This is a genomic window from Domibacillus enclensis (genome assembly GCF_900156125.1).
GTDB lineage: Bacteria > Bacillota > Bacilli > Bacillales > Domibacillaceae > Domibacillus > Domibacillus enclensis.
Genome location: NZ_FTLX01000008.1, coordinates 91,617 through 109,161, shown reverse-complemented (window position 1 = coordinate 109,161; position 17,545 = coordinate 91,617). Strand labels below are relative to the sequence as shown.

The window sequence follows — 17,545 nt, the reverse complement described above, 5'->3', positions numbered from 1 at the left end:
GGAGGGTACATAATGAAATATCGAGTTGAGAGGGATACCATTGGTGAAATAAAGGTATCTTCTGATAAATATTGGGGAGCACAAACACAGCGGAGTCTGGAAAATTTTCCGATCGGCACGGAAAAAATGCCCGTTGAAATGATCTATGCCTTTGCCCATTTGAAAAAAGCGGCAGCCATAGTGAACGGGGATCTCGGCATGCTCCCGGAGGAAAAGGTAAGCGCAATTTCCGCTGCCTGCGATGATTTATTGAGTGGAGAGGTGAGTGCCGATCATTTTCCGCTATCCGTATGGCAGACAGGAAGCGGAACACAGTCGAATATGAACGTCAATGAAGTTGTAGCAAGACGCGCCGCTGAGATTGCCGGAAAAGAAGGCTTCATTCATCCGAATGACGATGTGAATATGTCCCAGAGCTCCAATGATACTTTTCCGACAGCGATGCATATAGCGCTTTATGAAGAAACGGAAAAACGGCTGAAGCCGGCGTTAAAGCACTTTAAAAAAACATTGAAGAAAAAGGAAAAAGCTTTTATGAATGTAATCAAAATTGGCCGTACGCATTTACAGGATGCAACGCCATTGTCACTTGGACAGGAGATATCGGGCTGGCGTCATATGATTGTCCGGTCCGAGAAAATGATTGAACAAGCTGAAAAAGGGCTGCTTCCGCTGGCAATTGGCGGGACAGCGGTCGGCACAGGCATTAATGCAGACTCAGCATTCGGCGAGGAAACGGCCCGTCAACTAAAAAAGCAAACGGGCTGGCCCTTTGTATCATCATCTAACAAATTCCATGCTTTGACCAGCCACGATGAAATTGTTTTTTTTCATGGCGCTTTAAAAGCGCTGGCTGCGGATGTCATGAAGATCGCTAACGACGTGCGGTGGCTGTCAAGCGGACCGAGAAGCGGAATTGGCGAGCTGACAATCCCGGCCAATGAGCCAGGCAGCTCGATTATGCCTGGGAAAGTAAACCCGACACAAAGTGAGGCGTTGACGATGGCCGTTGTGCAGGTGATGGGGAATGACGCAGCAGTCGGGTTTGCGGCCAGTCAGGGGAACTTTGAGTTAAATGTGTTTAAGCCGGTAATCGTATACAATACTCTGCAGTCCATTCGATTATTAGCGGATGCGATTTCCTCTTTTGACGAACGCTGTGCCGCTGGAATTGAAGCGAATGTAGAACGGATCAAAGAACTGATGGAGCAGTCTCTCATGCTGGTGACGGCATTAAATCCTCATATTGGTTACGAAAAAGCAGCTTCTATTGCCAAGTCTGCCCATCAAAAAGGAACAACGCTAAAAGAAGCCGCGATGGCATCGGGCTTAGTCACAGCCGAGCAATATGACGAGTGGATTGTGCCTGAAAAGATGGTCAACCTGCCTGAAAAAAAGAAAAAGAAATGAAAAAGAACCCGCCTCCTATTTGAGGCGGGTTCCCTTCCATCAATGAATTATTTCTGGTAGCCGCTTAATTGCTGCTCGGCCATTTGAACAAGACGCTTCGTGATTTCGCCGCCCACTGAACCGTTGGCGCGTGACGTTGCATCTGCACCTAGCTGAACGCCGAATTCAGAAGCGATTTCATATTTCATTTGGTCGATGGCTTGCTGTGCTCCCGGTGCGACTAGCTGGTTTGAGCTGTTGTTGTTTGGCATAACTTGTTCATCTCCCTTAGTTTAATTGGCCGGGTACTGACGGAGTTGCACCGCCGCGATCAAGACCGTCCGGGCTGCCGGATAAGACCCGATGTGATTGTGTTACTAGTATGGATTGAACGCCCCTCTTTATGCCTGTGAGCGTGCAGGTAGTTGTTTCCTCCAGTGGCATCGGCTGTGACAAGCGTTTTTTTAGTCGATATGCTATACTATTTATACGCAAATGAAGTTGGTTGAAGTGCAAAAGGAGATTAGAACGGAGAGATTAGAATGAAGACGTATAACCGCGATGTGAAAAACCGGCTCAGCCGCATTGAAGGACAAGTGCGCGGAGTCATAAAAATGGTGGAGGATGAAAAAGATTGCCGTGATGTTGTCACACAGCTATCCGCCATCCGTTCCGCCGTAGATCGCTCTATCGGATTGATCGTGGCACAAAACCTGGAATCCTGCATTCGTGACGCACATGAAAGCGGCCAGAACGCGGACGATGCCATTCAAGAAGCGGTCAATATGATTGTGAAAAGCAGATAACCTGAATCTTCCACAAGCGGAGGATTCTTTTCCCCGCTTAGGAAAGCTGAAGCGGGAATACGGTCACGCGATGCCGCTTCCGCCTGGAATTGGCATCGTTTTTCTTATGAACGAAAGGTGGAAAACACGTTGAATATCTTTTGGCTGATTTTATTTATGGGTGTGATCGGGGCCGTGATCGGCGGTGTAACAAACGCTGTGGCGATTCGGATGCTTTTCAGACCGCATACTGCCCGTTACATTGGAAAGTGGCGCGTGCCCTTTACGCCTGGTTTAATTCCAAAGCGTAAATCGGAGCTTGCCAAACAGGTCGGAAAAATTGTCGATGAGCACTTGCTGACAGCAGAAAGCATTGAAGAAAAGCTGAATGAGCCTGAATTTCGCGGAGAGATTGAAGCCGTTTTGAAGATAGAGGCGAAAAAGCTGATCTATGCGGACATAACGGTCGCTGATATGCTGAAAAAAATGCACTTCCCTGATGCCGGTGCTCAAATGGAAGCCAGGCTAAATGAATGGATTGATCATAAATACACGGCGATTAAAGAATACTATGTAGATCAAACCGTGAAGGAATCGCTGCCGGCCGAGTGGCTTGACCGGGCAGAAGCAAAAATTCCGGAGATCTCCTCTTATATTTTAACCAAAGGGGCCGATTATTTTTCAAGTGAAGAAGGCCGGTACCGCGTCAAACGCATGACGGACGATTTCCTGGCCGAATGGGGCAAGTTTGGCAGCATGATTCAAATGGTGCTCGGCAATACGTCGCTTGAGGATAAAATCCGGCCGGAAATTGTTAAATTTTTAACGAGTCCGGGAACAAAGGATTTACTTGATACGCTGTTGAAAAACGAATGGGAGAAAGTGACCGAATGGAAATGGTCCGACGTGCTTGAACAGCTGTCTGATGAAAAAGCCATTCAGCGGGCGAAAACATTCGTCGCAGGCCAGCTCGATCTGGAAACGGTGTTGAATCAGCCGATTTCCGCCTACGCAAAACCATTCGAAGAAAAAGTGGTATCGACGCTCATTCCGGAATTAACGGATAAAGGCATTGCCAAGGTGGCGAAGCGAATTCCTTCCATGATGGAAAAGTTGAAGATTGCAGACATTGTCCGGCGTCAGATTGAAGCTTTTTCCACAGAGCGGTTGGAAATGATTGTTCTCGATATTACACACCGCGAGCTGAAAATGATTACATTGCTTGGCGCTTTGCTTGGCGGAATCATTGGCGTTTTTCAAGCATTGCTTGTGATGGCGTTTCCTGTTTAAGGAAGCGCCGTTTTTTTAGCTCACGCTATGAATAATCGTTCAGTTTTTGTATGATAAAGAAGAGGAGGCGATTAAGATGAATTATGTGCACTGTTCAATCGAGAAAGAAACGGCAACGATTCGATTAAACCGGCCGCATGCCATGAATGCCTTGAATATGGAAATGATGCAGGAATTAAGCTGCTGCTTGAAGGAAGTCAGCCGAGATGATGATGTAAACATTGTAGTCATGACCGGGGAAGGGCCTGTTTTTTCAGCAGGCGGCGATATTAAAGAAATGATGTCGGCCATGGACGAAGCGCAATTTCATACTGTGATGGACACCATAACGGACATCGCCTTGTATTTCTATTCGATGCCAAAGCTGACGATTGCTGCTATTCATGGCGCAGCAGCCGGACTCGGACTGAGCATCGCGCTTGCGGCTGACTTTGTTTTATGCGAAACCGACTCAAAGCTTGCCATGAATTTCATCGGCATCGGGCTGATCCCGGACGGCGGTGGTCATTTCATGCTGGAGCGCCGTTTAGGAGCGGTTAAAGCCAAGAAGGTCATATGGGATGGGAAAGTGATAAGCGGGGCAGAGGCGGCGGAAATGGGGCTTGTAGACCGTTCTGTTTCACCGGATGCTGTGCAGCAGGAAGTGGCTTATCTATTAAAGGAATTACAGCAAAAGCCGATTCAGGCGATGATCAAAACGAAAAAAATTATGGCAGACCTGCACCGGCCGCAGCTGTTGAAAACATTAGAGCTTGAAAAGCAGGGCCAGCAGAAAATGAGAGAAAGTACGGATCATCAAGAAGGAGTGCGCGCGTTTTTAGAGAAACGAAAGCCGGTATTCAACCAGCAGTAAAAACAGTTTTGAATACGCTCTCAAAACGGACTGCTCCGGCTGATAGCGCAATTCCTGGGAATAAGGCGCAATTCCCCTGGAATTGCGCCTTATTTTTCATTATTGTTCCGTAAAAGAGGCATGCGCTCAGCTTGTTTTCTCAAGCATGAAAAAGCAGCAGCTTTCCTTCCGGAGAAGTGCAGCGGTATGTTTTTTCTTCACTGGCATGCTCCTGCAAAAGTCGCTGTCCCACTGTTTTTGCTTCTTCATCTGTCAGAGCAGTGAAGGACTGGTCGAGCTGTTTGTCTCCGTTTTTTTCAAAAATCGTCAGCTTGTAGGTTCTCATGCCGTATCCCTCCATTAAATGAACTTGCACTTTTTCGATCGTATTATTATTGTATACAATGATGAAGAAAGAAAAAAGCCATATCAAAGGGAAAGAACGTATGATCTATGGTATAATAAAAGGAAAGAATGAGTGGACGGAGGGAATAAGACAATGGAAAAAGGCATTACGCAATATGAAGCAGGTGAAAGTGTAGACTGTTTTTTAATGATCCGTTCCGCTGTGAAAAGCACAGCAGTGAATGGGAATCCCTATTTGACGCTGATGCTTCAGGATACAAGCGGTGAAATTGAAGCAAAGCTGTGGGATGCAAAAGAAGAAACGGTGAAGATGTACGCGCCGGAAACGATTGTCAAAGTGGCAGGAGAAATTCAAAATTACCGGGGGCGGATGCAGCTGAAGCTTCGCCAGATCCGGCCAGCCTCTGCTCAAGACGGCATGGATGCAGGTGATTTTGTGGAAACCGCTCCGTTAAGCCAGGAGGAAATGACAGAAACCATTACGCAGTTTATTTTTGAAATGCAGAATCCGCATATTCAGCGCATTACCCGTGCGCTTTTGAAAAAGTATCATCAGCCGTTTTTAGAGTATCCGGCTGCCACGAAGAATCACCATGAGTTCGTCTCAGGGCTTGCGTATCATGTTGTTTCCATGCTGCAGCTGGCGAAATCCATTGCTGATTTATATCCGTCACTTGACCGTGACCTGCTGTATGCGGGCGTAATTTTGCACGATCTCGGAAAAGTAACCGAGCTGTCCGGACCGATTGCGACCACCTATACAGCAGAAGGCAATTTGATCGGCCACATTTCCATTATGGTGAATGAAATTGGCCAGATGGCAAAGGAGCTCGGCATCGAAGGAGAAGAAGTGATGGTTCTTCAGCACATCGTTTTATCGCATCATGGCAAAGCAGAATGGGGCAGTCCAAAGCCGCCGATGATCAAAGAAGCGGAAATGCTGCACTACATTGATAATCTTGACGCCAAAATGAATATGCTTGACCGTGCACTGGACCGAACCAAGCCGGGCGAATTTTCCGAGCGAATTTTTCCGCTCGACAATCGCTCTTTTTACAAGCCTCGCTTTTCGAAGTGAAAAAAAGCACCCATCGCGGGTGCTTTTTTTACTTTGCTTCTTCTTCTGTTGCAGCTGCATCATCTTCCGCAGCCGGTTCTGCTGCTGGTTCTTCTGTTGCTTCTCCTTCAGTTGGAGCTGTTTCTGTACCTTCAGCTGGGGCTGTTTCTTCTGATTCAAACGCACCTTTAAAGTCTTCATCTTCGACTTTCACGTCAGCTGCTTCCATTTCTTCATCCAGCTTTGTTTGCAAAGCCGTTGAATCCACTTTTGTTTTCTTTAATTCTTCTGTCATTTGGTCCTTCAAGTCTTCAAAGGAGCCTTTTTCTTTTTGCTCGGTAATTTTAATGATGTGGTAGCCGTAATCGGATTTGATCGGCTCGCTTACTTCGTTCACCTTTAATGTGCCAAGCGCTTCCGTAAACTCGGGAACGAACTGGGCACGGCCGGCATTATCGATCCAGCCAAGGCTACCACCGTTTTCAGCTGAGCCAGGATCTGTTGAATTTTCTTTCGCCAATTCGGCAAAGTCGCCGCCATCCGCTAACTGCTGCTTGATTTCTTTTGCTTTCGCTTCGTCTTCTACAAGAATGTGGCTGACGTTAATATCCGGCTGCCATGCATCGTAATATTCCTGTACTTCTGCATCCGTTACTTCCACATCGGCAAGCGCTGCTTTTTCACGAAGAAGCTCAAGCTTTAAAAATTCCTTAAAGCCATCTTCATCGAGGCCGTATTGTGCCAGGAACATTTCATACTGGTCGCCCAGCTGTTCTTTGGCCGTTTCCACTTCTTTATCCAATTCTTCATCGCTTACTTCATATTTGTCAGAGAGCACTTTTTTCTGCATAAGCTCCTGCAGGGCCTGCTCCATTTGCGGACCGTATTTGTCCTTCATTTCCGCGTATAGTTCCATATCTGTTACGTCGCCTGCTTTTGAAGTGGCGATGACGTTTCCTTCACTGTCGCCACAGCCTGAAAGTGCAAGTACACCCGCTGCAAGCGATAATGGCAATGCCCATTTCTTCATTCAAAAAACAACTCCCTATGTTCATTTAATCCAAGTTCCACAAACAACTATAGCACAGTTACAGGCTTGGGAAAAGAAAAGACCCATCTCCTGAAAGAGAGCGGGCCTATACGTACAATATTTCAATGTAGGACGTCGAAAGCAAAATAACGATTAAAATGTTTACGGTTCTGAATATTTTTTCATGACGCTCTTCTGGAATCTCTTTTTGAATGCATAATAAATTGGTCATCCGATTTATGTGATACAAAATAAAGACGGAGAAAATGATAAAAGTAACGATTAATGCCGCCATGTGCTGCCCCCCTCTGTTAGCCTTGTACAGTTAACTATAACAAAATGTCGAAAAAATTGAAAATAGAACCTGTTCCATCTATAGACTGACACAATAAAAAAACATCCGGCAGGCAGCGAGCTTACCCGGATGTTGGAGTGGTTGCAGAGCGTTTTAATTCCCGGTCCTCTTCATCAAAATCATGTTCGATATTATGAATGGATTTTTCAAATATCTCCATAAAATCATCGCCGTAAATATTTTTAATAATGGCCATTAATTCAGCAAGATCAGGAAATTTCCCGAAAAGCTCTCGAAGCGGCTCGCTGCCTGAAAAGACAAGGTTTGATTCCGGATCGTAGTCCTTCATCAAGTCGAAAATCAAATTTTCGCCTGCTTCGGTGATTTCGATATACGTATTCCGTTTATCATCTTCTCTTTTGGAAAAGGTGAGAAGGCCGCGCTCTTCAAGCTTTTTGGAAAAGTTGAACGCAGTGGAGACGTGCATGACGCCGAAATTGGCGACATCGGAGATAGAAGCTCCTTTTAGGTGATGGGCAATCCATAAAATATGGTGCTCGTTTATGTTCAAGTCGTACGGCTTAATCCAGCGCTGCCAGTCCTTTTCTACCGCTTTCCATAACGCTTTTGAAAGCTGGGCCATACGCTGGCTGAACATAAAGGCTTCTTTCATCGTATATTGATGATTGGATGTTGTTTCATTTGCTTTGCTGATCTTTTCCACCTCAAATCTATTGTTTCATTGATTTATATTATGCCAATAAAATAAAAAAATAGAAAGAGGAAATGATAAATTTTTTGAATTCGCTGAAAAATAAAATAAATAGAAAGGGAGAGATCCCTTTCTATTTATTGGATGAAGGCGGCTGTGGCAATGCCTCCTGCAGATCTTCAACTGTTTTTTGAATGTTGGTGACTTCTTTTTTTAAGGTTTGAACATTCGGTTCAATGCTTTCCTTCCAGAGTGCGGCATTCACTTTAATACTATTTACTTTATCAGGGACGTCCTGTTTTGCTGTTTCAACCAGCCGCTTCACCGATTCCTTTACCTGCCCTGCGTTATCCTTTATTTCCATGGCTGTGAGCTTAGCTGATACTTGCTTGTCCTTCAGATTGGCCCGCGTCGTGCGCCCGCTGGAAGGAGCGTTCAAGAGAGCGGCTGCCGCTCCAGCAGCAATACCGGCTGCAACCCCTGTAAAAAGAGCTTTTTTATTCATTTTTCCACCTCATTAGTCATTCGTGTTTAATAGCTGCATACATATATATGATATCGTTCCCGAAAAAGGAACGGCACAAACGTTTAAAAGGAGTCGATTGTATGCATGGAATTATTTTTGCCCTGTTGTCTGGCGGCTTTATTTTGTTTACGAGCACGCTGTATCACATGAAAGAAGCCCGGAAAAGCGAGAATTATATTTTGCGAAAGCGGGCAGGCCAGCTCGGCTTTATGAGTGTCCTTTCCATCGCAGCAGCCGTTCTTCTTTCTTACATATGAGATTGAATCGCAGCTGAAATGTCTGCAAGAACCAGCTTCTCACTATTTTCCTTGAATACAGGGTGAAAGCCGTCCTCTGACCCGTAGCGGGGAATTAAATGAATGTGGTAATGAAAAACGGTTTGTCCGGCTGTTTCGCCATTGTTATTCAACAAATTGAGCCCTTTTGGCGAAAAAGCAGACTGCAGCGCATCGGCCACTTTTTTAACAGATTGGAACAGAGGACCGGCCATCTCTGCGTCCAGTTCAAAGATGTTTTCTTTATGTATTTTCGGAATCACAAGCGTATGGCCCTTTGTCACCTGGCTGATGTCTAAAAAAGCGTAGACGTGCTCATCCTCGTACACTTTAGCGGATGGAATCTCTCCGTTTGTAATTTTGCAAAAAATGCAATGCTCCATAGTCAGCACTCCTTTTGGATGATAGTAACAAAAGTGTAGCATAGATTCCGGATGCAGGGAACTATGTAGAAAGGGCATAATTTTGATATGATACGTGTAACGATTGAGAAGAAAGGACGTTTAAGCATGTCATTATTAACAGTGGAGAATGTCACCGGCGGCTATACACGAAAGCCGGTTTTGCATGACGTATCATTTGAAGTGGAAAAAGGCCAGCTGGTTGGGTTGATCGGCTTAAACGGTGCCGGAAAAAGCACCGCGATCAAGCACATCATTGGCTTGATGGAGCCGGTGAAGGGGAGAGTGGCCATTGATGGGCTGTCGCTTGAGGAGCATCCGTCTGACTACCGCCGAAAATTTTCATTTGTCCCGGAAACGCCAGTTCTTTACGATGAGCTGACACTTGAAGAGCACATGCGGCTAACCGCAACGGCGTATGGTCTATCTGAGCATGATTACGAACAGCGCATCGGTCCGCTTTTAAAAGAATTCCGCTTGGATGCCAAAATGAAGTGGTTTCCCGCTCATTTTTCCAAAGGAATGAAGCAAAAGGTCATGATTATGGGGGCTTTTTTAACGGAGCCGTCCTTGTATATTATTGATGAGCCTTTTGTCGGTCTGGACCCGCTCGGTATCCGTTCCTTGCTGGATTTAATGAATAAAATGAAAGAAAGCGGCGCTGGGATTTTAATGTCAACGCATATTTTGGCAACAGCTGAAAGGTACTGCGATTCGTTTGTGATCTTACATGAAGGGCGTGTGCGGGCAAAAGGGACGATGAAGGAGCTGCGCCAGCAATTTCAAATGCCGGATGCGGCGCTTGATGACATTTATGTGGAACTGACAAAGGAAGCGGTACGATGAAGTTTTCAGCGAATGCGTTGTTTAAGGAACGTGCAGCGGCGTATTACACCGAAATCCGCAAGTATACCAGGTACATGCTGAATGACCATCTGCTGTTTGTTTTGATCTTTGCCATGGGTGCGCTGCTTTTTTATTACAGCGGCTGGGTGGAAACGATTGAAGCCGGCTTTCCGGCACCGCTCATTATGGCGATTGTTCTAGGCGTCATTCTGGCATGGAGTCCGGTGTATACATACATCAAGCAGCCGGATACAGTATATTTGCTGCCGCTTGAAAGTGAATTAAAGCCTTATTTTCAAAAAGCGGTATGGACAAGCTTTCTGGCGCAAAGCTATGTGATTGTTGCGCTGGTCGCGTTTGCAATGCCGATGTACGCAAAAGCGGAAGGAACCGGATTTGGGCCGTTTTTTCTGTTTTTAGTTGCCGCCTTGGCCGCAAAGCTATGGAACTTGTTTTGCCGTCTTGAAGCGCTGAATGTGCCGTCTAATGACGTGAGAACGGCTGACATGGGAGTACGGATGCTGCTGAACATCGCTTTTTTGTTTGCGGTCTTTTCGTCAGAGTATGTGTTAGCGGGAATAGCGGTCCTGTTTATGATCTTCTGGATTTTTTATATGGGGCGCATCGGAAACAGGCCGTTAAAGTGGGAACTGCTTGCGGCGCTTGAAGAAAAAAGAATGGCGGCTTTTTACCGTCTTGCAAATATGTTCACGGACGTTCCTCATTTGCGTGGAACGGTGAAGCGGCGGGCCTGGCTGGACGGTTTGCTGCCGGGCTCGCAAAAGGGCACATATACGTACTTGCTGTCCCGTACGTTTGTCCGCATGAACGAATATATCGGGCTGTATGTACGGCTGACCGTTATCGGGGCACTGATCATTGCTTTTAGTGCGCTGCTGCCGGTTCAGCTGATCGTGGCACTGCTTTTCCTTTATTTAACCGGTTTTCAGCTCCTGCCGATTGCCGTCCGTCACGGTTATGTGATGTGGCCGCAGCTGTATCCGGAGGGAGAAAGCGGGAAGCAAAGGGCTGTTCAGCAGTTGTTGCTGCGTGTCCTGTTGATTGAATCGGTCGTATTCGGCGCGGCGGCTCTATCATCTGGCATGCTGGCTGCTGCCCTTGTCTTGTCCGCCTCAATCGCCTTTACGCTTTTCTTCGTCTGGATCTACGCGCCAGCGAGATTAAAAAAACTGCATGGTTTTTCATAATAGTCAAAACAAATGAGTCAATAAGCTGGTTTTCATTGATGAGCTTAGGGCAGAAGGTTTTGAATAGAAGGGGAAGCCGAACGGTCGTGCGAAATACCGCATGCGTTCGGCTTTTTTTTGATTTTGAAGATGATGAGCCCTTTAGAGACCGGGCTTGTGCCAACACAGTTCGAGCGGCTTCTGCAAGACTTCGCGTTCGGAGGGGCGGGCGGTGAGCTAACTTTTGTCGCTTCGCTCCAAAAGTGGATCTCACCTTCCCCGCTGATCCCTCCCGAGTCTTCGTCCTGCGCCAGCCGCCCTTAGTGGGGAGGGAAAGCAGTTGATAAAACCCAAAACAAGAGCGTCATGAACAGGAAAAAACAAGCTGTTCTTTCCTTCCATTTCATGAAAAAAAGAGAGTAGCTTCTGCTTATACATCTACTCGTTAACTACTGAAAACAAGCCCTTTTCAAGCACTTTTCTCCTCCTTGGCTCATTAGAAAGACAACGGGCGGAGGGAAGCTGGCGAAGACTCCCACTGGACGAGCGGACAGGGTGAAACAGCCACGCTTTTTGGGCTGGTTCAGCGTTCGCCCAGTAGGAAAGCGAAGCCGGCAGCCCGGAGCCCCAGTGTGTGCTTTTCCAGAAAAAAGAAGAATCAAGCCTTTCAGCTACTGAATTTTTCAGAATCACTGGCTGCCCTCGTTGTTATGTTTCAGCCTCTTGGTTTATTTTTCTTCGGGCACGGTATAAGTGGACAGGTAAGAAGCGCCTGAGAAAATATGGGGCTTTTTGTCGAGCCCTTCTTCTGTTCCGCGCTTTTTATGTGCTTCGCTGTATGCCTGTGAGGACTTCCAGTTTTCAAATGCTTTGGCATTTTCCCACTGAGTGAAGATTACATACGTGTCGGAATCAAGCGGACGCAGCACGCGAATCGAAAGAAAGCCCGGCTCGTTTTCAATCGCGCCTGCCCGGTTTTTAAAACGGTGCTCGAATAACGGCCGCCCTTCCTCTGTGACTGGAATGTTATTTAACACCACATAGCCGCGGCTTGCGATTTCGCCGGAGGCATCCACAACCTCATATTTGCGCGGCGAAGCAAAAACCGTTTTGTTCTCCGTTTCATGAAGAAGCGCTGCCCCTTCAGGACTGTCCATCAGCACCATTCCTTCATTGCTGTGCTTTTGCTGAATGGTTTTTAAGAAATCGAATGTGCCGGTTGTCATATAAAAGTTCATTTTCCATCACCTCAACTAATAGTATATCTATTTCTGTACCCGACTTTCCAATTTCAACACATCTGTTTGGCAAATTTTCGAACAACGCATCCTTTTAGTGAAAAGTGCAGGGCGGTAAGCTATAATAATCAATAGTGATTCTAAACTGTCAAAGTTGAAAGGTGGCACTCAATTTATATGAGGCATTTGAACGATACATTTTTAAAAGCGGCGCGAGGAGAAAAAACGGATCATACACCGGTCTGGTTTATGCGTCAGGCTGGCCGCTCACAGCCGGAATACCGGAAGCTGAAGGAGCAGTATTCCTTGTTCGACATTACCCACCAGCCGGAAATCTGCGCATATGTGACCCGGCTGCCGGTTGAGCAGTACAATGTAGATGCGGCTATTTTATATAAGGACATTATGACGCCGCTTCCAGCGATCGGTGTAGACGTTGAAATCAAGTCAGGCATTGGCCCTGTTATTGATAATCCGCTCCGTTCCGTGCAGGACGTTGAGAAGCTCGGGGAAATTGATCCGGAAAGCGATGTTCCATACGTGCTGGAAACGATCCGCCTGTTAACAGAAGAGCAATTAAATGTTCCGTTAATCGGGTTTGCCGGCGCGCCGTTTACATTGGCGAGCTACATGATTGAAGGCGGGCCGTCGAAAAACTACAATAAAACAAAAGCGTTTATGTATGCGGAGCCAAAAGCATGGTTTACCTTAATGGACAAACTGGCTGAGATGACGATTACATATGTCCATGCGCAAGTAAAAGCCGGCGCAAAAGCGATTCAACTATTTGATTCGTGGGTTGGCGCATTAAACGTGGCCGACTACCGTGTGTTCATAAAGCCCGTCATGGAACGGATTTTCACGGAGCTGCGCGCTGAAAATGTGCCGCTCATTATGTTTGGTGTCGGTGCAAGCCACTTAGCGAAGGACTGGCATGACCTGCCGCTTGATGTTGTCGGACTGGACTGGCGTATGCAAATTTCAGAAGCGCGTGAACTGGGCTTGACGAAGACGCTTCAGGGAAATCTTGATCCGTCGATTCTTCTGGCCCCGTGGGACGTGATTGAAGAGCGGACTAAAGCGATTCTTGATCAGGGAATGGCGTCGCCAGGCCATATTTTCAATCTTGGCCACGGTGTGTTCCCGGAAGTGAACCCGGATACGCTCAAGCGGCTGACAGCCTTTGTTCACGAATATACAGCCAAATAAAACATTCAGTTTTGAAGAGTTTCTTCATTCATGACACAATGTGAAATGAAGCAGTGAAATAAACGAGGTGGGGTAAGCATGTCAAAAAAAACAATGGGTTTGCTTGTAATGGCATATGGAACGCCTTACAAGGAAGAAGATATTGAACGGTATTACACACACATCCGCCGTGGCCGCAAGCCGTCGGAGGAGGCACTGGAAGATTTGCGAAGCCGGTATGAAGCGATTGGCGGCATTTCGCCGCTGGCTAAAATTACCGAAGAGCAGGCGCAGGGCCTGACTGACTTTTTAAACAAAATGCAGCAGGAAATTGAATTTAAGCTGTACATTGGCTTAAAGCATATTGAGCCATTTATCGAAGATGCGGTTCATCAAATGAAGCAGGACGGCATTGAAGAAGCTGTCTCCATCGTTCTGGCACCGCATTTCTCCACGTTCAGCGTAAAGTCCTACAACGGACGCGCGGCAGAGGAATCCGCTAAAATTGACGGACCGGCGATTACATCCATTGAAAGCTGGTACCATGAGCCGAAGTTCATTCAATATTGGGCAGATCAAATAAAAGCAACGGTTCAGACGATGACAGAAGAAGAGAAGCAGCACTTCATGCTGATCGTGTCTGCCCACAGCTTGCCGGAAAAAATTATTGCGGCGGGCGATCCGTATCCGCAGCAGCTAAAAGAAACAGCTGATTTAGTAGCAGGAGCAGCCGGTGTTGAGAATTATGCAGTCGGCTGGCAAAGCGCAGGAAATACACCGGAGCCGTGGATTGGACCGGATGTTCAGGATTTAACACGGGAGCTGTATGAGCAAAATGGCTACAAAGCGTTTATGTACGTGCCAGCCGGTTTTGTCGCTGACCACCTCGAAGTGCTGTTTGATAACGACTACGAATGTAAAGTAGTGACTGACGACATCGGTGTGGGCTACTACCGCCCGTCAATGCCAAATGCGCGCCCTGAATTTATCGAGGCGCTTGGTGACGTCGTTATAAAGCATTTAAAGCAAGAAGGCAAGCTGTAACACCAAATCCCGTCAATCTGGCGGGATTTTTCATTGACAAAACGAAAGAGCGGGCATAGAATCATCTTTAGAACGATTTGACCGAATTGTTATTTTGGTCATTCAGGAGTGATGAAATGTCAACAGACCGGAAAAAAGATGTGGTAGAGGCAGCGACAAAATCTTTTACACTTTTTGGCTACAAGGCCACCACAATGGATCAAGTGGCGAAGCTCGCCAATGTGGGCAAAGGAACCATTTATACGTTTTTTAAAAACAAAGAAGAGCTTTTTGAAGAAATTTTGCGGACACTCATTCAAGAAATGAAGGAGTCAGCAGAGGAAGTGATTCAGTCCGATTCGTCCTTTTATGAGAATGTTCACCGATCTTTGTTTGCAATGCTGGAATTCCGGACAAAACATCAGCTTGCTGTGAAGCTGTTTCAAGAAGAAAAAGAAATGGGCACACCGGCTGTAGCTGAAGCATTGAGGAAGATGGAGGACGCGATCGTCAGCTACATTGCAGTGCAAGCCAGACAGGCAATGGACCGGAAAGAAATTCAGCAAACAGATCCTGAAATCGCGGCGTTTATTATGCTGAGGCTATACGTGACACTTGTTGTAGACTGGGAACGGCGTGGACGGCCGCTAACAAAGGAAGAAATTGCAAAGTTATTTGAACTGTATATATTTAAGGGACTGGCCCTGTGAGGGTCTTTCTTTTTTAAATAAAAATGACCAAATGAACGAATTAGTCAATATGGAGGAAAAGATATGTTTATCCAGGAATTAAAAGAAATTACTAAAAATAAAATACTCCTTATTTCGCTTGCGGCAATTATGCTGATTCCGCTGCTTTATTCGGGTGTATTCTTATGGGCATTTTGGGACCCGTACGGAAAGCTGGATGAACTGCCGGTTGCTGTTGTGAACAGCGATAAAGGCGCCCAATTCGAAGGCGAAAAACTGGCGATTGGAGATGAATTGCAAAAGGAACTCGAAACGAGTAAAGACTTTGACTTTCATATCGTCGACAAGCAGGCAGCGTTAGATGGATTAAAGCAGCAGGAATATTATATGATGATTGAAATACCGGAGAACTTTTCCGAAAATGCGACCACCTTGATGAACGATCAGCCTCAAAAGCTTGAGCTCATCTATACACCGAATGAAAGCTTCAATTTTGTTTCTTCGCAAATTGGCCAGTCGGCAATAAAGGAAATCCGGTCTTCGATTCAACGCGATGTGACAAAAACATACGCTGAAACGATGTTTGATACGATTCGGAAAATGGGCGACGGCTACGCAGAAGCGGGAGATGGGGCAGGAAAGCTGGATGAAGGCGCCTTGAAAATCAAAGATGGAACGGCTGAGTTAAAGAAAAATCTTGAAGCGTTAGCGGACAGCTCGGTTTCATTTTCATCAGGAATTGAGCAGGCCAGTGCTGGATCAAAAGATGTAGCGAGTGGGGCGGCGGCTTTGTCACAAGGACTTGGACAGCTGCAAGAAGGCCAGTCAAAGCTGTTGGACGGGGGCAAAGATCTTCAAGCTGGAACCGGTCAGCTCGTAACGGGTGCAGAAGCGCTTCAAGGCGGGCTGTCTTCAGCGAATGCCAATATGCCAAAGCTGATTGAGGGAACCGCAGCAGCTAAAGCGGGAGTGGATGAATTTCAAAAGCAAATTCCGGCTTTGGGGGATGGAACCGCAGCGATTGCTAAGGGTACAAGCGAGCTAACAAAAGGCATGGAGCAGTTTGAAGCAGAGCTTACAGCACAAATTACCAGTGCACAAGCAGCGCAAATGGATCAGCTGATGCCTATTTTGTCACAGGTGATGACGGAAGAACAGATGACAGAGCTGCAAACGGAAATGGCCTCACAGCAGCAAGCATTAAACACAGGAATCACGACAGGATTTGAAGAGCTAAAAGCAGGAAGCGGCCAAATCGAAGCGGGAGCGAATGAGCTGAACAAAGCCGTTTCCGGCACGATGGGTGACAAATTGAGTGAACTTTCAGCGGGCCTTGCAAGCATTCAAGCAGGCCAGGAGCAGCTGAAGTCAGGACTGAATGAACTTGAAACGGGTGCGGGGAGTCTGTATGATGGCGCTGCTAAACTTCAATCAGGGGAGGAAACACTCGTATCGGGCTTAAATCAACTTAATGAAAAAACGGCTGAAGCCACAACAGGAGCCGGAACGCTTACGAAAGGCGCGGATGACCTGTCTGCCGGCTTAACGGAGCTTGCGTCCGGCTCCCAGCAATTATCAGACGGGGCTGGAAAGCTTGCAGGCGGCTCAATCGAACTGGCTGATGGATCAAGTGAACTGGAAAAAGGAACGAAAGACCTGCAGACGGAGTTGTCAAAAGCGGCAGGTGACGCGAAGGACGTCAAAGGAGATGACGGCACGTATGAGATGATCGCCGAGCCTGTCGAAGTGGCGGAGCAGGCCTTTCATGAGGTGCCGAATTACGGTACCGGCATGGCGCCGTATATGCTGTCTCTCGGGTTGTTCGTCGGAGCGATCATGCTGACGATCGTATTCCCTTTAAAAGAAACAGCCGTCAAGCCGAAAAGCGGTCTTGCCTGGTTTGCAGGAAAACTCGGTGTGTTCTTGCTCGTCGGTGCGGTGCAGGCGGCGGCTGCCACCTTCTTTTTATTAAGCGTCCTTGGGCTAGAGGTGCAAAGTGTGCCGCGTCTGTTCGCCGTCGCTTTGATCGCCAGTGCCGCTTTTATGACGCTTATTCAAATGCTCGCAACGATTCTCGGCAATCCCGGCCGTTTTATCGCTGTACTGATCCTCATCAGCCAGCTGACGGCAAGCGGCGGCACATTTCCACTTGAGCTGATTCCGAAAGCCTTGCAGCATCTTACCGCGGCCCTGCCAATGGCCTATTCGATTAAAGCCTTTAAAGCGGCTATTTCCAGTGGCGACTACACCTTTATGTGGCAAAACGCGTCTGTACTGACCGCCTTTGCTGTCATCAATATAACGGTTACGGCTTTTTATTTTCACCGTCAGTTTAAAAAACAGACTGAGGAGATAGCGGCAGCCTAAGAATGTGCAAGCCTTTTTTGAAAAGTTTTCACACTTATTTCACACCCGT

General features: G+C 46.9%; 21 protein-coding genes. 12 read left to right on the top strand and 9 right to left on the bottom strand.

Translation table 11 applies throughout. From position 1 onward, the window contains the following. The first annotated feature begins 12 nt into the window (after positions 1 to 12). On the top strand, positions 13 to 1,410 hold the full coding sequence (gene fumC, locus BW952_RS15665) for a class II fumarate hydratase (RefSeq protein ID WP_045851316.1): 1,398 nt from the start codon (positions 13 to 15) through the stop codon (positions 1,408 to 1,410). 47 nt (positions 1,411 to 1,457) lie between these two features. Here fumC and BW952_RS15660 read toward each other — a convergent pair whose 3' ends face one another. Beyond that, positions 1,458 to 1,661, bottom strand: a complete 204-nt coding sequence (locus BW952_RS15660) for an alpha/beta-type small acid-soluble spore protein (protein WP_045851317.1) — start codon at positions 1,659 to 1,661, stop codon at positions 1,458 to 1,460. 270 nt (positions 1,662 to 1,931) lie between these two features. Between BW952_RS15660 and BW952_RS15655 the strand changes: the two genes are divergently transcribed. The 3 genes from BW952_RS15655 to BW952_RS15645 all read left to right on the top strand — a co-directional run bounded on the left by BW952_RS15655 (position 1,932) and on the right by BW952_RS15645 (position 4,317). Next, positions 1,932 to 2,195: a metal-sensitive transcriptional regulator gene (locus tag BW952_RS15655; RefSeq protein WP_045851318.1), complete on the top strand. Its 264-nt coding sequence runs from the start codon at positions 1,932 to 1,934 to the stop codon at positions 2,193 to 2,195. Between the two features lie 129 nt (positions 2,196 to 2,324). Continuing rightward, positions 2,325 to 3,464 carry a DUF445 domain-containing protein gene (locus BW952_RS15650; protein WP_052698473.1) on the top strand — a complete coding sequence of 380 codons (1,140 nt, stop codon included), beginning with the start codon at positions 2,325 to 2,327 and terminating at the stop codon, positions 3,462 to 3,464. A 76-nt stretch (positions 3,465 to 3,540) separates the two neighbouring features. Next, positions 3,541 to 4,317, top strand: coding sequence for an enoyl-CoA hydratase (locus BW952_RS15645; protein ID WP_045851319.1), 777 nt, complete (start codon positions 3,541 to 3,543; stop codon positions 4,315 to 4,317). A 139-nt stretch (positions 4,318 to 4,456) separates the two neighbouring features. Here BW952_RS15645 and BW952_RS15640 read toward each other — a convergent pair whose 3' ends face one another. Further along, on the bottom strand, positions 4,457 to 4,642 hold the full coding sequence (locus tag BW952_RS15640) for a YhzD family protein (protein ID WP_045851320.1): 186 nt from the start codon (positions 4,640 to 4,642) through the stop codon (positions 4,457 to 4,459). A gap of 153 nt (positions 4,643 to 4,795) precedes the next feature. Between BW952_RS15640 and yhaM the strand changes: the two genes are divergently transcribed. Continuing rightward, on the top strand, positions 4,796 to 5,740 hold the full coding sequence (gene yhaM, locus BW952_RS15635; RefSeq protein ID WP_045851321.1) for a 3'-5' exoribonuclease YhaM: 945 nt from the start codon (positions 4,796 to 4,798) through the stop codon (positions 5,738 to 5,740). Between the two features lie 28 nt (positions 5,741 to 5,768). Here yhaM and BW952_RS15630 read toward each other — a convergent pair whose 3' ends face one another. From BW952_RS15630 to BW952_RS15615, 4 genes are all read right to left on the bottom strand, one after another. Beyond that, positions 5,769 to 6,749, bottom strand: coding sequence for a peptidylprolyl isomerase (locus tag BW952_RS15630; RefSeq protein WP_082084631.1), 981 nt, complete (start codon positions 6,747 to 6,749; stop codon positions 5,769 to 5,771). 106 nt (positions 6,750 to 6,855) lie between these two features. Beyond that, positions 6,856 to 7,044, bottom strand: coding sequence for a hypothetical protein (locus tag BW952_RS15625; RefSeq protein ID WP_045851322.1), 189 nt, complete (start codon positions 7,042 to 7,044; stop codon positions 6,856 to 6,858). Between the two features lie 121 nt (positions 7,045 to 7,165). Then, positions 7,166 to 7,768, bottom strand: a complete 603-nt coding sequence (locus BW952_RS15620) for an HTH-type transcriptional regulator Hpr (protein WP_269430739.1) — start codon at positions 7,766 to 7,768, stop codon at positions 7,166 to 7,168. Positions 7,769 to 7,889: 121 nt separating this feature from the next. Next, entirely contained in the window at positions 7,890 to 8,261 is a 372-nt protein-coding gene (locus BW952_RS15615; RefSeq protein WP_045851323.1) for a YtxH domain-containing protein, read from the bottom strand. A 101-nt stretch (positions 8,262 to 8,362) separates the two neighbouring features. On the opposite strand from BW952_RS15615, the gene BW952_RS19525 reads away from it, so the two are divergent. Then, entirely contained in the window at positions 8,363 to 8,539 is a 177-nt protein-coding gene (locus BW952_RS19525) for a hypothetical protein (protein WP_156149425.1), read from the top strand. Here BW952_RS19525 and BW952_RS15610 read toward each other — a convergent pair. Then, the gene (locus tag BW952_RS15610) at positions 8,530 to 8,940 is read right to left on the bottom strand and encodes an HIT family protein (protein ID WP_045851324.1); all 411 of its coding nucleotides are present in this window, start codon (positions 8,938 to 8,940) and stop codon (positions 8,530 to 8,532) included. The two genes, BW952_RS19525 and BW952_RS15610, sit on opposite strands and share 10 nt — an antisense overlap. 126 nt (positions 8,941 to 9,066) lie before the next feature. On the opposite strand from BW952_RS15610, the gene BW952_RS15605 reads away from it, so the two are divergent. Together BW952_RS15605 and BW952_RS15600 are read left to right on the top strand one after the other, a co-directional pair. Then, entirely contained in the window at positions 9,067 to 9,804 is a 738-nt protein-coding gene (locus BW952_RS15605; protein WP_045851325.1) for an ABC transporter ATP-binding protein, read from the top strand. Then, positions 9,801 to 11,012 (top strand): ABC transporter permease, encoded by a 1,212-nt coding sequence (locus BW952_RS15600; protein ID WP_045851326.1) that lies wholly within the window; start codon positions 9,801 to 9,803, stop codon positions 11,010 to 11,012. Before BW952_RS15605 ends, BW952_RS15600 begins: the two co-directional genes overlap by 4 nt. A 417-nt stretch (positions 11,013 to 11,429) precedes the next feature. On the opposite strand, the gene BW952_RS19260 is transcribed toward BW952_RS15600, so the two are convergent. Both BW952_RS19260 and BW952_RS15595 read right to left on the bottom strand, forming a co-directional pair. Further along, a complete protein-coding gene (locus BW952_RS19260) occupies positions 11,430 to 11,684 on the bottom strand; it encodes a hypothetical protein (RefSeq protein ID WP_139325453.1) in 255 nt (84 codons plus the stop codon). Positions 11,685 to 11,719: 35 nt separating this feature from the next. Then, positions 11,720 to 12,229 carry an antibiotic biosynthesis monooxygenase family protein gene (locus BW952_RS15595; RefSeq protein ID WP_045850594.1) on the bottom strand — a complete coding sequence of 170 codons (510 nt, stop codon included), beginning with the start codon at positions 12,227 to 12,229 and terminating at the stop codon, positions 11,720 to 11,722. A 177-nt stretch (positions 12,230 to 12,406) separates the two neighbouring features. Here BW952_RS15595 and hemE point away from each other — a divergent pair, with 177 nt between their 5' ends. The 4 genes from hemE to BW952_RS15575 all read left to right on the top strand — a co-directional run bounded on the left by hemE (position 12,407) and on the right by BW952_RS15575 (position 17,496). Next, positions 12,407 to 13,438, top strand: a complete 1,032-nt coding sequence (gene hemE / locus BW952_RS15590) for a uroporphyrinogen decarboxylase (protein WP_045850595.1) — start codon at positions 12,407 to 12,409, stop codon at positions 13,436 to 13,438. A 78-nt stretch (positions 13,439 to 13,516) separates the two neighbouring features. Continuing rightward, positions 13,517 to 14,461 (top strand): ferrochelatase, encoded by a 945-nt coding sequence (gene hemH / locus BW952_RS15585; RefSeq protein ID WP_045850596.1) that lies wholly within the window; start codon positions 13,517 to 13,519, stop codon positions 14,459 to 14,461. Between the two features lie 116 nt (positions 14,462 to 14,577). Next, positions 14,578 to 15,150, top strand: a complete 573-nt coding sequence (locus BW952_RS15580; RefSeq protein WP_045850597.1) for a TetR/AcrR family transcriptional regulator — start codon at positions 14,578 to 14,580, stop codon at positions 15,148 to 15,150. 63 nt (positions 15,151 to 15,213) lie between these two features. After that, the gene (locus tag BW952_RS15575) at positions 15,214 to 17,496 is read left to right on the top strand and encodes a YhgE/Pip domain-containing protein (protein WP_045850598.1); all 2,283 of its coding nucleotides are present in this window, start codon (positions 15,214 to 15,216) and stop codon (positions 17,494 to 17,496) included. Positions 17,497 to 17,545: the final 49 nt, after the last annotated feature.

What these genes read in the sequence shown, in the direction of transcription:
- fumC (WP_045851316.1), top strand. Translation starts at nt 13, where the DNA reads ATGAAATATCGAGTTGAGAGGGATACCATTGGTGAAATAAAGGTATCT.
- BW952_RS15660 (WP_045851317.1), bottom strand. Translation starts at nt 1,661, where the DNA reads ATGCCAAACAACAACAGCTCAAACCAGCTAGTCGCACCGGGAGCACAG.
- BW952_RS15655 (WP_045851318.1), top strand. Translation starts at nt 1,932, where the DNA reads ATGAAGACGTATAACCGCGATGTGAAAAACCGGCTCAGCCGCATTGAA.
- BW952_RS15645 (WP_045851319.1), top strand. Translation starts at nt 3,541, where the DNA reads ATGAATTATGTGCACTGTTCAATCGAGAAAGAAACGGCAACGATTCGA.
- BW952_RS15640 (WP_045851320.1), bottom strand. Translation starts at nt 4,642, where the DNA reads ATGAGAACCTACAAGCTGACGATTTTTGAAAAAAACGGAGACAAACAG.
- yhaM (WP_045851321.1), top strand. Translation starts at nt 4,796, where the DNA reads ATGGAAAAAGGCATTACGCAATATGAAGCAGGTGAAAGTGTAGACTGT.
- BW952_RS15630 (WP_082084631.1), bottom strand. Translation starts at nt 6,749, where the DNA reads ATGAAGAAATGGGCATTGCCATTATCGCTTGCAGCGGGTGTACTTGCA.
- BW952_RS15625 (WP_045851322.1), bottom strand. Translation starts at nt 7,044, where the DNA reads ATGGCGGCATTAATCGTTACTTTTATCATTTTCTCCGTCTTTATTTTG.
- BW952_RS15615 (WP_045851323.1), bottom strand. Translation starts at nt 8,261, where the DNA reads ATGAATAAAAAAGCTCTTTTTACAGGGGTTGCAGCCGGTATTGCTGCT.
- BW952_RS19525 (WP_156149425.1), top strand. Translation starts at nt 8,363, where the DNA reads ATGCATGGAATTATTTTTGCCCTGTTGTCTGGCGGCTTTATTTTGTTT.
- BW952_RS15610 (WP_045851324.1), bottom strand. Translation starts at nt 8,940, where the DNA reads ATGGAGCATTGCATTTTTTGCAAAATTACAAACGGAGAGATTCCATCC.
- BW952_RS15605 (WP_045851325.1), top strand. Translation starts at nt 9,067, where the DNA reads ATGTCATTATTAACAGTGGAGAATGTCACCGGCGGCTATACACGAAAG.
- BW952_RS15600 (WP_045851326.1), top strand. Translation starts at nt 9,801, where the DNA reads ATGAAGTTTTCAGCGAATGCGTTGTTTAAGGAACGTGCAGCGGCGTAT.
- BW952_RS15595 (WP_045850594.1), bottom strand. Translation starts at nt 12,229, where the DNA reads ATGAACTTTTATATGACAACCGGCACATTCGATTTCTTAAAAACCATT.
- hemE (WP_045850595.1), top strand. Translation starts at nt 12,407, where the DNA reads ATGAGGCATTTGAACGATACATTTTTAAAAGCGGCGCGAGGAGAAAAA.
- hemH (WP_045850596.1), top strand. Translation starts at nt 13,517, where the DNA reads ATGTCAAAAAAAACAATGGGTTTGCTTGTAATGGCATATGGAACGCCT.
- BW952_RS15580 (WP_045850597.1), top strand. Translation starts at nt 14,578, where the DNA reads ATGTCAACAGACCGGAAAAAAGATGTGGTAGAGGCAGCGACAAAATCT.
- BW952_RS15575 (WP_045850598.1), top strand. Translation starts at nt 15,214, where the DNA reads ATGTTTATCCAGGAATTAAAAGAAATTACTAAAAATAAAATACTCCTT.